Raw genomic sequence first — 13115 nt, forward strand, 5'->3', positions numbered from 1 at the left:
AATCTTGTGATGGCCCGTCGGAGAACCGGCCCGCGAAACGATGAAGGGGTATGGGCCGACCGGGACGACTCGAACCGGACCTCGGGCCGGCGCTTCTGGATCTGTACGACGTGGCGCTGCCGGAGGTCTACGGCTACCTGCTGTCCCGATGCGGCCGCCGGGCCCTGGCCGAGGACCTCACCGCCGAGACGTTCCTGGCCGCGGTCGAGGCGGTCCGCAGACCGGACCCGCCGGAGCTGACCACGGCCTGGCTGATCGGGGTCGCCCGCCGCAAACTCGTCGACCACTGGCGCCGGGCCGCCCGGGAGGAGCGCGGCCTCCACGCCATCGAGGGCGGGCTGTCCCCCACCGACGATCCCTGGGACGAACGGCTGGACGCCCTGGTCGCCCGCGAGGTCCTGGAGGATCTCGGGCCCCACCACCAGGCGGCGCTCACCCTGCGCTACCTCGACGGCCTGCCGGTCCCCCAGGTCGCCGAGCTCCTGGGACGCACCGTGCACGCCACCGAGGCGCTGCTGGTGCGCGCCCGGGCCGCTTTCCGCCAGACCTACGCCGACCATGTGAAGGAGGGCCGAGATGACTGATCCGCTGGACGCCCTCCGCACCCCGGTCGAGCCGGTCGCCCCCGACCCGATCTTCGCCGCGCGGCTGCGCGAACGCCTGCGCCGCGCCCTGCTGCGCCCCACAGGAGGCACCATGTCCGCCCAGGTCACCGCGACCACCGCCCGCCCGGCCACCCCGGAGCGGCGACTCGTCGCCACGCTCCACTCCCTGAACTCCTACCTCTGCGTCGACGACGCCCGCCGCGCCCTGGACTGGTACGCCGAGGCGTTCGGGGCCCGGCTGCGCGGCGAGCCGATCGTGATGGAGGACGGCCGGATCGGCCACGCCGAACTCGCCGTCGGCGACTCGGTGCTGATGCTCGCCGACGAATGGCCCGAGCTCGACCTGCTGGGCCCCACCGCACGGGGCGGCCCCAGCCAGTCGCTCTACCTGCGGGTCCCGGACGTGGACACGATCTTCGACCGCGCCGTCGAACTCGGCGCCCGCCCGGTCCGTCCCGTCACCGACTACGACTTCGGCCGCAACGGCGTCGTCCTCGACCCGTTCGGCCACCGCTGGATGATCACGATGCCGCCCGTGTCCGCCGCCCCCCGGCACGGCGACATCGGCTACGCCTCCCTGTGGACGCCCGACATCGTTCGCGCCACCGACTTCTACGGCGCGGTGCTCGAATGGTCGTTCGCCCCCGGCAGCGGCCACCAGGGACGCCAGGTCGAGGGCCTGCCCCACCAGCACATCGGCCTGTGGGGCGGAGAGGAACGCCGCACCCTGCACCTGGCCGTCGCCGTGTCCGACATCCACGACACGATCCACCGCATCCGAGCCGCGGGCGGGGAGGCCGGCGAACCCACCGACGAGCCCTACGGCCTGGCCTCGATGTGCGTCGACGACCAGGGCCTGCCCTTCTCGCTCTACCAGCCGCCCACCGCCGATCTCGCCGTTCCGGACGAGACCGTCACCCCCGTCCCGGCCCCCGGAGAGATCGCCCACGTGACCCTCCAGGTCCCCGACACCGTCCGCGCCCGCGCGTTCTACAGCACCGCCCTGGGCTGGGAGTTCTCCCCCGGCACCGTCCCCGACGGCTGGAGGGTCCACAACCACGGCACCGAGGTCCGCCCCGCAACGGGCCTCCACGGCGGATTCGGCGAGGCCGCCGCGGTCCCGACGTTCACGGTCGCCGACATCAGCACGGCCATCACCCGAGTCCGCGACCACGGCGGCACCGCCGCCGACCCCGAAGACCACCCCTACGGCCGCACCACCGAATGCACCGACAACCAGGGCACCCCGTTCTGGCTGGCTCAGCTCTGACCTCGCCCCGCGTCCGGTCAACCGCGACCGACCGCGACAGGACGAGCCCCAGGCGCCACCTGACCTGCGACGGTGGCGGCCCCCCGCTGGCGGGAGGCGCACTGGTAGCAACCCGCCTACCCAGCACCACCAGCAGGACCAGGCCCGTCACCGCCGGGCCACCTAGAGCCTGTTTCAAAGTGGACTCCAGCCACGCACGCGAGCGCCTTACCTGGTCTGCGGGCCCGACGCTGGAGGCGAGGGTCCGCAGACCAGATCGCGAAGCGGTGTCGCGCTCGCCAAGACGTGGCGAGGCGCGAGCCCTCCCCCGGGCGAGCGCCGTGAGCCAGCGCCGTGGACCAGCGCCGTGGACCAGCGCCGTGAGCCAGCGCCGTGAGCCAGCGCCGTGAGCCAGCGCCGTGGACCAGCGCCGTGAGCCAGCGCCGTGAGCCAGCGCCGTGAGCCAGCGCCGTGAGCCAGCGCCGTGAGCCAGCGCCGTGAGCCAGCGCCGTGAGCCAGGGCTTTGGAAGACGGTCTCACGTCCACGCCAGCGTGGTACCGGTCCAGCGCCGCGATGACGTGACTCAGCGGCTTTGGTGGCGGCGATCCCGTCGATCTGGGGCAAAGCCGGGCGGCCGGGGGCAAGCCGTCGGGATGCATGCCGGTCGGCGCTGTGATCGCGACACGTCTCGGCGTCGGTTGTGGGCCGACGGGATCAGGCCGCAGAGCGCCCGACGGATGCCGGACATGGTTGAGGTCCGGGTGCCTGTCGGTGGGCGGCATGAGCTCGGGAAACCGCCCGAGCGCTAGAGCGGCTCTGACCTGGTGGCGGTGGACGCCTCCAGTGCCGTTCGGACGAACGCCAGACCCTTCGCCGAGACGCTGGCCGTACGCCACAGCAGCGCGTACTCAAGGGGATCGGCGTCCTTGATCGGGATGTAGACCAGGTGGGGGCGGGGGTAGTAGCGGGTGCCCTGGGCGGCGGCGATGGTGACGCCCTCGCCGGCGGCGACGAGCGCCAGCAACTCCTGCCAGTACCGGGTGGTGGCCAGGTGGCGGATGGGCCTGCCGCTCGGGGTCCGATCCGGGATCAGCTGGGCCTTGAAACAATCATCCATGCCATCGATGACCAGCACCGTCTCGTCGGTCAGATCCTCCAGCGAGACCGCCGCGCGGTCGGCCAGGCGGTGGGTGCCGGACACCGCGAGAACGAGCGGGTCACGGAAAAGGACCGGGCCGACGGTCACATCGGGCTCGTCCACGGGCACCTCGATGAGCTGGAGATCGAGTTCGCCCTTGCGCAGGAGGCCGAAACGGTCCGACAGGTGGACCTCACGAATCTGCACCTCGCACCTCGGGTGATCCTTGCGGAACGCCTCGATGATGGTCATCAGCTGCTCGCTGGCCAGCGGGCTGGAGAATCCCACGCGCAGGACGCCGCCGGTGCCGCGCGCGGTGTCGGACGCCCTGGCCAGGGCCTCGACGACGCCGTGGTGGTGCGGTTCGAGATCGTCCAGCAGCTGCCGCCCGAGCGGGGTCAGCGACACCTGGCGGCTGGTGCGCTCGAACAGCGGGCCCCCGACGCGCCGTTCCAGCGCCTTGGTCATCTGGCTCACCCGGGCCCGCGACACGTGCAGCCGCTCGGCCGCCCGGCCGAAGTGCAGCTCCTCGGCCAGCGTCAAGAACGTCTCCAGCTCCTGCCAGTTCATCAGCGCCCTTCTTCGGTAAGAGGACCTTACCGGAGGGTGAGAACTTCACTGTTGTTCCCGGCCGCCCCTCGAATTCACACTGTTCTCCGGCAGAAGACCACAGGAGCGACGAAAAGGAGGTGAAGCCCGATGACCAGGCAGCGGATCGAACTGGCCGCCGTGTCGCCGCGCTCCGTCGGCCTGGTGTCCGAGTTGGAGGAGGTCCTCCGGCGCGAAGGGCTGACCGATGACCGGCTGAGAGAACTGGCGCGGATCCGCGTGGCCCAGCTCAACGGCTGCGCGTACTTCCTGGCCCAGCGGATCAGGGAGGCGCTGCACCTGGGTGAGAAACAGGAGCGGCTCAACGAGCTGGCGGGCTGGCGCGACTCGGAGCGGTTCACCGAGTCGGAGCGGGCGGCGCTGGCCCTCACCGAGGTCATGACCCGGCTTCCGGCCGGCGGAGTGCCGGACGACGAGTACGGCGAGGCCGAACGGCTGCTCGGCCCCTACAACCTCGCCAATCTGATCATGGCGGTCTCCGTCGCGAACGCGCTGGACCGCATGTGCCTGGCCGCGAGGGTTCCCCCTCGGCCCTAGGCACCTTCCCCTTCGGGCACACAGCCCACCCCCCACGACACGACCACCGCGGAACCCGCGTGGTGGCTTCGTGCTGCCCCGACGTGCCGCCGGCACCCCGCCGGACGTCGGGAACGACAGCCTGTCCTAGGAAAGGAAACGAGGACTCCCATGTCCCAGACACGCCCTGACCGGCGTACGACGCAGGAAGCCGCCCCCGACCGGCGGAGATGGCTGGCGCTCACCCTGCTGGTGGCGTCGTTCTTCATGGTCATCGTCGACTCGCAGATCGTCATGCTGGCGCTGCCCTCGATCGAGCAGGAGCTCGGCTTCGCGCCCGGCGGCGTCCAGTGGGTGATGAGCGCCTACCTGCTGAGCTTCGGCGGCCTGCTCATGTTCGGCGGCCGCACCGCCGACCTGCTCGGCGGCCGCAGGATGTTCCTGTTCGGCACCGCCCTGTTCGGCGTCGCCTCGGTGCTGTGCGGGCTGGCCTGGACCGACACCGTGCTGGTCGCGGCCCGGGTCGTGCAGGGCGTGGCCGCCGCGGTGATGACCCCGACCGCGATGGCGGTGCTGATGCACACCTTCGCCGAGGGACCCGAACGCAACAAGGCCCTGGGGATCTGGACGGGCGTCGGCGCGTTCGGCGCCACCGCCGCGCTGCTCATCGGCGGCCCGATCACCGACGGCCTCGGCTGGGAGTGGATCTTCTACATCAACGTCCCGGTCGTCGCCGTGGTGCTGCTGTTCGGCCCGCGCCTGCTCAAGCAGACCCCCGTCCGGGAGGGGCGCCGCCGGTTCGACCCCGCCGGCGCGGTGACCGTCACCGCCGCCATCGCCATGCTGGTCTACGCCGTCTCCGAGGCCCCGCTGGTCGGCTGGGGCAGCGGCCAGACGATCGGCCTGCTGGTCGCCGCCGTCGTCCTGTTCGTGGTCTTCACCGTGATCGAGCATCGGTCGCAGGCGCCGCTGGTCCCGCTGCGGATCTTCCGTTCGCCCACCGTGGTCGGCGGCAACGTCCTGATGCTGATCGTCGCGATGGCCGTGTACGGCGGGGCTCTGATCACCTCCCTCTACGCCCAGCAGGTCCTCGGCTACAGCGCCGTGAGGTTCGGGCTCAGCACCGCGGTCTACGCCGTCATGTCGATCATCGGCGCCAACGTGAGCGCCCGGCTGGTCGCCAGGGTCGGCTACAAGCCGATCGCGATCGTCGGCATGTCGCTGCTGTTCGGCGGACTGCTGCTGCTGACCCAGATCGACCCGGACGGCGGCTACTGGAGCGACCTGTTCTTCGGCCTGGTGGTCTTCGGCTCCGGCATCGGCAGCACCAACGTCGCGGCCTCCATCGCGTCGCTGACGGGCGCCAGGGCCGAGGAGTCCGGCCTGGTGTCGGGCATCAACAACGCGGTCTTCCAGATCGGCGCGGCACTCGGCATCGCGATCGCCTCCTCGGTCGCCTTCGCCTACACCAGGGGCACGAGCCCCGAGGCGCTGAACGACGGCTTCCAGGCCGGCTTCGCCGCCACCGCGGTCTTCGCGCTGGCGGGCCTGGCCACGGCGCTGCTCCTGCTGCTCAACCGTGACTCCGGCCGCCCCGCCGGGCCGGCCGACCCGGCCGGCGACGAGGAGGCGGCCAAGCCCGTGCTGGTCGGCCACTGACGGCGGATCACCAGAGGGAACGGTCCCGCCCGGCACACCGGGCGGGACCGTTCCGCCGTCGGAGGCCGCGATGGGGGGGCCGGATGGGATCCGAGCCGGGTGGGGTCAGGGGATCAGCAGGCGCCAGGCTCTGGGGACCACGGTCCAGGTGCGGCTGGTCACCGGTTCGGAGACCTCGCCGTCGGTGTTGACGCGGAACGGCTCCCCGCTCACCGACACCTCCTTGGCGATCGTGCGGACGACGTCGTCGCGGCGCAGGTGCCGTCCGGAACGCAGGTGCAGGGCGTAGCCGACGCGGGCCAGCGGTCCGGTGGCCGCGGAGACCACCAGGTCGAGGCGACCGTCGCTGGGGGAGGCGCCCGGCGCGAGATCGGCGTTGCCCCCGGCGATGCCGGAGGAGTTGCCGAGCGCGACCATCAGCACCCTGCCGTCGGTGACCAGGTCGCCGTCGGCCTCCACGCGCAGCCGCCAGCCGGTGTGCCGCAGCCCCGCCAGCAGGCTGCCCAGCGGGAACGCGGCCGTTTTGAACAGCGGCTTGAAGCGCGTCGCGGCCTCGGCGGCCTCGGCGCCGATACCGACGTGCGCGGCGTTCACCACGACGCCGCCGGCGTCGTCCACGAAGAGGTCGAGGGCGCGCGGCCGCCCCTCCCCGGCGACCAGCCGGGCGGCGGCCGCCGCCTCCAGCGGGATGCCCATGTTGCGGGCCAGGTCGTTGCCGGTGCCCAGGGGCAGCAGCCCGACCACCCGGTCCTCCAGCTCCCCGTGCCGGTGCAGGGCCTGGACCAGGGTGTGGATGGAGCCGTCGCCGCCGGCCGCCACGACCGTCCCGTCGTCGTGCCCGGCCAGCGCGCGGTCCAGGTCCTCCGGTTCCGAGCAGGCGACGCGGGTGACCGGGCCCGCCTCGCGCAGGATCGCCTCGGCCCGGTCGATCGTCTCGGCGTCGGAGGTCCCGGCCCTGGCGTTGGTGATGAGCAGCATCCGCTCGCCTCCTCGCGTCCGGAGCGGTTGTAGCCGCGAATCGGGGCGTGAAACCCCGCTACAGGAAGCGGCGCAGCGGAGTGATCGACATCTCCTTGGCCCGCTGGGCCAGGGACCGCCGCGCCCAGCGCGCGTGGTCGACCCGTTCGCTCCGGCCCAGGTCCTCGTCGAAGTGGGCGTCCAGCGTGGCGGTCAGGTCGTCGTCGATGACGGCGAGCATGACCTCCTCGTCGTGGTCGAGCGAGCGGCGGTTGAAGTTGGTCGAGCCCACCAGCGAGACCATCCGGTCCATCGTGATGATCTTGGCGTGCAGCATCGACGGCTGGAACTGGTGGATGCGGACCCCGCACTCCAGCAGCGTCTCGTAGTGCCGCTGGCTCGCCAGGCGGCTGACCCGCTTGTCGGCGTGCGGGCCCGGCAGCAGGATCTCCACCTCGACGCCGCGGCGGGCGGTCGCGCACAGCAGCTCGGTGAAGTAGTCGTCGGGCGCGAAGTACGCCGAGGCCAGCCGGATCCGGTCGGTCGCGGACTCCAGCACCACGCGGATCAGGGTCTGCATGTCCTGCCAGCCGAAGCTGGCCGAGCCCCGCACCACCTGCACCACCGCGTCGCCGGCCGCCGGCTGGGCGGTGAAGCGGTCCCGGTCGTCGTACAGCTCGTCGTGGCACTCGGCCCAGCTCTGCGCGAACGCGGCGGCGATCCCGTCCACCGCGGGCCCCCGGACCCGCACGTGGGTGTCGCGCCACTCCCGCTCGTCGCGGGCGTCGCCGCACCACTCCTCGGCGATGCCGACGCCCCCGGTGTACGCGGTGTGCTCGTCCACCACCAGGACCTTGCGGTGGCAGCGGTGGTTCTGCTTGAGCGGCGACAGATGGTGCGGCTTGCGGAACCAGGCCACGGTCACCCCGGACTCGCTCATCCGGTTCAGCAGGCGCCCCTCGATCTGCCAGCTGCCGATGGCGTCCAGCAGCAGCCGCACCCGGAGGCCCGCGCTGGCCCGCTCGCACAGCGCCTCGGCGAACTCCTCGGCGATGGCGCCGCGCCAGTAGACGTACGTCATCATGTCGACCGTCTGCCGCGCGGACCGGATCGACTCCAGCATCGCCGGGAAGATCTCGTCTCCGTTGCGCAGCGCCACCAGCTCGTTGCCCTCGGTCGCCGCGATCCCGATCAGCCGCTCCAGCCGGCGGCGGATCTGGTGGCGCCTGTCCCCCCGCTCCTCGCCGGGGCCGGACTCCTGGGCGGACGGGATCGAACGCGTGCTCACCGAGGACGCTCCTTCCGACGGGGACGACGACGCGGGGACATACCCAAAAATCCGATGATCCCTAGGAGTCCCCGCAAAATGCGTTCGTAGTGTGATGTTCGTGATGCGTCGGGGACGGTGTGGGGACGGTGCGCAAGGGCGACCGGCGCCCGAGCACGCGCGCCCGGAAGCCGTTGTCGCCGTCCGAAAGGCTGATCAGTTCCATCGTGCGCCCTCTGCTCTCGGGCCGATCCGCGTCTCGGGCGCAACCATAGTGGCGAGCCTCGGCCGTCGGATTCCAGCCGTTCCCGGTCCAGGAGCGGCGGGTTCTCAAGGTCGGCGGACGAGGCGGGCGGTGGCCCAGATCGTGAGCGCGGCGGGAAGCAGCAGGCAGAGGACGCCCGCCCGGGTCTCCCCCGCCAGCAGCAGCACCGCGGCGGGCACTCCGGACCACAGGGCGATGAGCAGGTGGCCCAGCAGGGCGGATCCGAACGTCGCGGAGGCGGTGTGTTCCGTGTTGTCCATGAGGCGGCTCCAGGGTCGGTCGCTCCGACCTTTGGGCCGGACCCGGGAAACGGACAAGGCCCGTCAGATGAACGGTTCGCGTCCTCGCCCCCGGACGCGTTTTCCGGCGGCCCCACCCGGTGCGGCCGGACCATCCCGCCGGTTCCGTGATCAGCGGGTTCGCGGCGCCGGGCCGCGGTGGAACGGGCCCGCACCGGGCCCCGCCGAACCTGCTGGTAACGTTGCAGGTCAAGCGCGTCACGGAGCGAAGCCGGTGCGAATCCGGCGCTGTCCCGCAACTGTGATGCCGTCCCCTCCCCGGTGACGGACGTAGCCAGGTCGCCTCCCGCGCGCCGACGACTCTCGACCTCGCGGAAGGCCGAACCCGTCACCGGCGGGCCGCGCGCCTTCCCGGCAGCCTTGGAGGCTTCTCGTGCGACCCCTTCGCGCCCTCGGCGCGGCCCTGACGGGCGGCGCCCTGACGCTGGCGGCGGCCTGCGGCGGCGGCTCCGCCGACAAGGACACCTCCGCCCCGGCCCGGACGGTGACCGTCGAGGCCGCCAACGGCGCGGTGACCATCCCCGCGACGCCCAGGCGCATCGTGTCGCTGTCCCCTACCCACACCGAGACGCTGTTCGCGATCGGCGCGGGCTCCCAGGTCGTCGCGGTCGACGACCAGTCCGACCACCCCGCGCAGGCGCCCCGGACCAAGCTGTCGGGCTTCAAGCCGAACGCCGAGGCGATCATCGGCTACAAGCCGGACCTGGTGGTGCTGTCCAACGACCAGGACGGCATCGTCGCGGCGTTGCGGAAGGTGAAGGTGCCGGTGCTGGTGGAGCCCGCCGCCACCAAGCTCGACGAGGCCTACGACCAGATCCTCGACCTGGGCCGGGCCACCGGGCGGGACGCCGACGCCAAGCGCGTCACCGACGACATGCGCAACCGGATCCAGCAGGAGGTCGCGGCGGCGAAGCCTCCCAGGAGCGGGCGGCTGAGCTACTACCACGAGCTGGACCAGCAGTTCCACACGGTGACGTCCAAGACGTTCATCGGGCAGCTGTACGGGCTGTTCGGGCTGCGCAACATCGCCGACGACGCCGACAAGCAGGGCAGCGGCTACCCGCAGCTGTCCCGGGAGTCGCTGCTCCAGGACGACCCGGACCTGGTCTTCCTGGCCGACACCCAGTGCTGCCAGCAGTCGCCGGAGACGGTCGCGAAGCGGCCGGGCTGGAAGGACCTGAAGGCCGTCCGGAACAAGAACGTCGTCGCGCTCGACGACGACGTCGCCTCCCGCTGGGGCCCGCGCCTGCCCGAGTTCGTGAAGGCCATCGGCGGCGCGGTCCGCGAGGCGTCGGAAGGTAAGTGACCCGCACAGCGTGAAGACACAGGTGAGGGCGGCGGCGCGGCTGCGTCCGGCGCAGCTGGCCGTCGCGTCCGCCGTGCTCGTCGCCGCGCTGCTGGCGGGGCTGCTGTCGGGCGCGGCGGACCTGCCGGTCGGCGGGGTGCTGAAGGCCCTGGCCGACCGGCTGCCGCTGGTCGAGGTGGACTCGGGGCTGAGCGCCGTCGAGTGGAACGTGCTGTTCGAGCTGCGCCTGCCCCGCGTCCTGATGGCGGCGCTGGTCGGCGGGCTGCTGGCCGTCGCCGGGGCCGGGTACCAGGGGGTGTTCCGCAACCCGCTCGCCGACCCCTACCTGCTGGGCGCGGCCTCCGGGGCGGGCCTCGGCGCGACGCTCACGATCGCGCTGCTGCCCGGCGACCCCGGGCTGACGGTGCCGCTGGCGGCGTTCACCGGGGCGCTCGGCGGGGTGGCGCTGGCCTACCTGCTGGGCAACGTCGCCGGGCAGGGCGCGTCGCACTCGGCCACGCTGATGCTGGCCGGGATCGCGGTGTCGTCGTTCCTGGGCGCGATGCAGACGTTCGTGCTGCAGTACCGGTCGGAGGAGCTGCAGCGGATCTACGCGTGGGTGCTGGGCGGCGTCGGGTCGGCCGACTGGCACCAGCTCGCGGTCGTCGCGCCGTACGCGCTGGTGTCCAGCGTGATCCTGGTCCTGCACGGGCGGCTGCTGGACGTGCTGGCCGTCGGCGACGAGGAGGCCACCGCGCTCGGCCTGTCGGCGGCGCGGATCCGGCTGCTGGTGCTGGCGGCGGCGTCGCTGGCGACCGCGTGCGCGGTGGCGATGAGCGGGCTGATCGGGTTCGTCGGGATCGTGGTGCCGCACGTGGTGCGGCGGCTGGCGGGCGGCTCCTACCGGATCGTGCTGCCGCTGTCGCTGCTGGCCGGCGCGGCGTTCCTGGAGCTGGTCGACCTGGTGGCGCGCCTGGCCGTCGCGCCGGGCGAGCTGCCGCTGGGCGTGGTGACCGCGTTCGTCGGCGGCCCGTTCTTCGTGGTCGTGCTGCGCGCGGCCCGCAGGCAGGTGAGCACGTGACGATCGAGGTCCGCGACCTGGACGTCGCGCTCGACGGCCGCCCGGTGCTGGCGGGAGTGTCGCTGACGGTCCCCGCCGGGTCGTGGACGGCGGTGATCGGCCCCAACGGCGCGGGCAAGTCGACGCTGCTGCGCGCGGTCCTCGGCCTGCTCCCCTGCCAGGGCGGGATCACCGTCGGGGGCGTCGACCCGCGCGCGCTCAAGCCCCGGCACCGCGCCCGCCTGGTCGCCTACGCCCCGCAGACCCCGAACCTGCCCGCCGGGATGACGGTGTTCGACTACACCCTGCTGGGCCGCTCCCCCTACATCCCCCATCTGGGCCGCGAGAGCGCCCGCGACCGGGCGGTGGCCGCCGAGGTCCTGGAACGCCTCGACCTGGCCGAACTGGCCGACCGCGAGCTGGACCACCTGTCGGGCGGGGAACGCCAGCGCGTCGTCCTCGCCCGCGCCCTGGCGCAGCAGACCTCGGCGCTGCTGCTCGACGAGCCCACCACCGCCCTGGACATCGGCCACCAGCAGCAGGTCATGGAGCTGATCGACCGGCTGCGCCGGGACGACGGGCTGACGGTCGTCACCACCATCCACGACCTGACGCTGGCCGGGCAGTACGCCGACGACCTGGTGCTGGTGTCCGGCGGCCGGGTCGCGGCGGCGGGCCCGCCGCGGCGGGTCCTCACCCGGGAGACGGTCGCCGAGCACTTCGACGCCCGCGTCCACGTCACCCCCGGCCCCGACGGCCGCCCGATCCTGTCCCTGGAGCGCCCGTGAACCTGGAGACGGCGCGGCGCGAGGAGGACGGCGCCGTCCTGGCCACCACCGTGTGGCGCACCGGCCCCGGCATGCGGGCGGTCTCGTCGGCGCTGCTCGGCGGCGGCATCGGCCCCGTCGCCTGGGTGATGAACGCGCAGGTCCCCGGCGCGTACTCGCGTACCGACCCGGTCGAGCACCTGCGGGAGATGGCCGCGGGCCTCGGCCTGGCCGGGCCCGGTGTCGGGATGCTGACGGCCGCGTCGGTGGACCGCACCGTCCGCCGCGAGGACGGCGGCGTCGCCGTCGCCACGACCGTCGGCCTGCGCGTCCCGACCTGGGCCGCCGCCCCCGAGGGCGCCACCGACCCCGAGCTCGCCCCGATCCGCCTGGACGGCGCGCCGCGCCCCGGAACGGTCAACATCACCGTTCGCGTCCCCGCCGCCCTCACCGACGCGGCCCTGGTCAACGCCGTCGTCACCGCCACCGAGGCCAAGACGCAGGCGCTGCTGGAGGCCGGTTACCCCTGCACCGGGACCGCCTCCGACGCGATCTGCGTGGTCGCGCCCGAGGACGGGGAACCCGAGCCGTTCGCCGGTCCGCGTTCGCGGTGGGGCGCGCGGATCGCCCGCGCGGTGCACGCGGCCGTGCACGCGGGGGCGCTGGACTACACCGCCGTGCTGCGCGCCCGCGCCGGGAACGGCCCCGGACGCTGAGCGCCGGCCGCCCGCGGACCCCGGAACGCACCGCGGGCGGCCGGCACGGGCCAGTGCTGTGTGGGACCTGGCGCACCTCCCTTCCCCGCCCCTTCGGAGGGCGGCTCAGCCGGCGTGCGGAAGCCGGAAACCGTTGACGGAGTGCAGGCCGGTCGGCGGTTCGAGATCGACGTCGGGGCGCGGGGCGTTCGCCGGAACGCTCCGGGTGAGCAGGTCGACGCTGCGGCGGGCGCGTTCGGCCTCGGCGCGGGCGGCGTCGCGTTCGGCGGTGAGGGCGGCCAGGGCGCCGCGCAGCTCGTCGTTGGCGCGGCCGAGTTGCCAGTTGAGCTGTTCGGCCTCCTGGAGCCGGGCGTGGGTCTGGTCGCGTTCGGCGACCGCGCGGCCCCGCTCGGCCTCGGCCCCCCGCACGGCGGCGCGCAGGTCCTCGGCGGACTGGCGGGCGGCGGCGGCCTCGATGCGCTGCCCCTCGGCGATCGTCTCGCTCTCCGACAGCCGGGCGTGCAGGGTGACCAGTTCGGAGCGGGCGGCCTCCAGCGCGGCCAGCAGCTCGTTCTCGCGTTCGCCGATCCGGTCGCGTTCGGCCTCGGCGGCCATCCGCGCGGCGGTGGCCTGCTCGACGGCGTCGCGGGCCTCCCGGTACTCGGCGCGCGCGGTGTCCCGCTCGGCGGCGGCCTCCTCCGCGGCCGCGCGGGCCTCGGCGGCCTCCTGGGTCGCGGCGTCGG

Annotated in this window: 12 protein-coding genes, 1 pseudogene and 1 riboswitch; of the genes and pseudogenes, 8 read left to right on the forward strand and 5 right to left on the reverse strand. The window is 73.3% G+C overall.

Annotation, left to right across the window (positions count from 1 at the left end):
• Positions 1-50: 50 nt before the first annotated feature.
• The gene (locus AKI01S_RS37000) at positions 51-584 is read left to right on the forward strand and encodes an RNA polymerase sigma factor (protein WP_067828850.1); all 534 of its coding nucleotides are present in this window, start codon (positions 51-53) and stop codon (positions 582-584) included.
• Complete coding sequence (locus AKI01S_RS37005) at positions 577-1875, forward strand: VOC family protein (protein ID WP_067828853.1); 1299 nt, start codon at positions 577-579, stop codon at positions 1873-1875. Before AKI01S_RS37000 ends, AKI01S_RS37005 begins: the two co-directional genes overlap by 8 nt.
• Before the next feature lie 785 nt (positions 1876-2660).
• Here the strand turns inward: AKI01S_RS37005 and AKI01S_RS37010 are convergent.
• The gene (locus tag AKI01S_RS37010; protein ID WP_169814080.1) at positions 2661-3563 is read right to left on the reverse strand and encodes a LysR family transcriptional regulator; all 903 of its coding nucleotides are present in this window, start codon (positions 3561-3563) and stop codon (positions 2661-2663) included.
• Between the two features lie 129 nt (positions 3564-3692).
• Here AKI01S_RS37010 and AKI01S_RS37015 point away from each other — a divergent pair, with 129 nt between their 5' ends.
• Positions 3693-4139, forward strand: a complete 447-nt coding sequence (locus AKI01S_RS37015) for a carboxymuconolactone decarboxylase family protein (protein ID WP_067828855.1) — start codon at positions 3693-3695, stop codon at positions 4137-4139.
• A gap of 150 nt (positions 4140-4289) precedes the next feature.
• A complete protein-coding gene (locus AKI01S_RS37020; protein ID WP_067828858.1) occupies positions 4290-5777 on the forward strand; it encodes an MFS transporter in 1488 nt (495 codons plus the stop codon).
• 105 nt (positions 5778-5882) lie between these two features.
• Here the strand turns inward: AKI01S_RS37020 and AKI01S_RS37025 are convergent, their stop codons facing one another.
• From AKI01S_RS37025 to AKI01S_RS37035, 3 genes are all read right to left on the reverse strand, one after another.
• Positions 5883-6755 carry a diacylglycerol/lipid kinase family protein gene (locus tag AKI01S_RS37025; protein WP_067828874.1) on the reverse strand — a complete coding sequence of 291 codons (873 nt, stop codon included), beginning with the start codon at positions 6753-6755 and terminating at the stop codon, positions 5883-5885.
• Positions 6756-6813: 58 nt separating this feature from the next.
• Entirely contained in the window at positions 6814-8022 is a 1209-nt protein-coding gene (locus AKI01S_RS37030; protein WP_157420433.1) for a phospholipase D-like domain-containing protein, read from the reverse strand.
• Between the two features lie 309 nt (positions 8023-8331).
• The gene (locus tag AKI01S_RS37035) at positions 8332-8526 is read right to left on the reverse strand and encodes a hypothetical protein (protein ID WP_067828876.1); all 195 of its coding nucleotides are present in this window, start codon (positions 8524-8526) and stop codon (positions 8332-8334) included.
• Positions 8527-8775: 249 nt separating this feature from the next.
• A riboswitch (cobalamin riboswitch) is annotated at positions 8776-8844 on the forward strand.
• A gap of 94 nt (positions 8845-8938) precedes the next feature.
• On the opposite strand from AKI01S_RS37035, the gene AKI01S_RS37040 reads away from it, so the two are divergent.
• The 4 genes from AKI01S_RS37040 to AKI01S_RS37055 are packed head-to-tail and all read left to right on the forward strand — an operon-like array spanning position 8939 to position 12393.
• Positions 8939-9871: an ABC transporter substrate-binding protein gene (locus tag AKI01S_RS37040; RefSeq protein ID WP_067828878.1), complete on the forward strand. Its 933-nt coding sequence runs from the start codon at positions 8939-8941 to the stop codon at positions 9869-9871.
• Between the two features lie 10 nt (positions 9872-9881).
• Positions 9882-10931, forward strand: a complete 1050-nt coding sequence (locus tag AKI01S_RS37045) for a FecCD family ABC transporter permease (RefSeq protein ID WP_067828880.1) — start codon at positions 9882-9884, stop codon at positions 10929-10931.
• A complete protein-coding gene (locus AKI01S_RS37050) occupies positions 10928-11698 on the forward strand; it encodes an ABC transporter ATP-binding protein (RefSeq protein ID WP_067828881.1) in 771 nt (256 codons plus the stop codon). Before AKI01S_RS37045 ends, AKI01S_RS37050 begins: the two co-directional genes overlap by 4 nt.
• Complete coding sequence (locus AKI01S_RS37055) at positions 11695-12393, forward strand: adenosylcobinamide amidohydrolase (RefSeq protein WP_067828884.1); 699 nt, start codon at positions 11695-11697, stop codon at positions 12391-12393. Before AKI01S_RS37050 ends, AKI01S_RS37055 begins: the two co-directional genes overlap by 4 nt.
• A gap of 105 nt (positions 12394-12498) precedes the next feature.
• Here the strand turns inward: AKI01S_RS37055 and AKI01S_RS52030 are convergent.
• A pseudogene (locus AKI01S_RS52030) lies at positions 12499-13115 on the reverse strand (hypothetical protein); the annotation flags it as partial.

The organism is Actinomadura kijaniata NBRC 14229 (assembly GCF_001552175.1).
Classification (GTDB): domain Bacteria; phylum Actinomycetota; class Actinomycetes; order Streptosporangiales; family Streptosporangiaceae; genus Spirillospora; species Spirillospora kijaniata.

Coding starts and splice junctions, on each gene's coding strand:
- AKI01S_RS37020 (WP_067828858.1), top strand. CDS start 4,290: ATGTCCCAGACACGCCCTGACCGGCGTACGACGCAGGAAGCCGCCCCC.
- AKI01S_RS37010 (WP_169814080.1), bottom strand. CDS start 3,563: ATGAACTGGCAGGAGCTGGAGACGTTCTTGACGCTGGCCGAGGAGCTG.
- AKI01S_RS37035 (WP_067828876.1), bottom strand. CDS start 8,526: ATGGACAACACGGAACACACCGCCTCCGCGACGTTCGGATCCGCCCTG.
- AKI01S_RS37005 (WP_067828853.1), top strand. CDS start 577: ATGACTGATCCGCTGGACGCCCTCCGCACCCCGGTCGAGCCGGTCGCC.
- AKI01S_RS37025 (WP_067828874.1), bottom strand. CDS start 6,755: ATGCTGCTCATCACCAACGCCAGGGCCGGGACCTCCGACGCCGAGACG.
- AKI01S_RS37015 (WP_067828855.1), top strand. CDS start 3,693: ATGACCAGGCAGCGGATCGAACTGGCCGCCGTGTCGCCGCGCTCCGTC.
- AKI01S_RS37000 (WP_067828850.1), top strand. CDS start 51: ATGGGCCGACCGGGACGACTCGAACCGGACCTCGGGCCGGCGCTTCTG.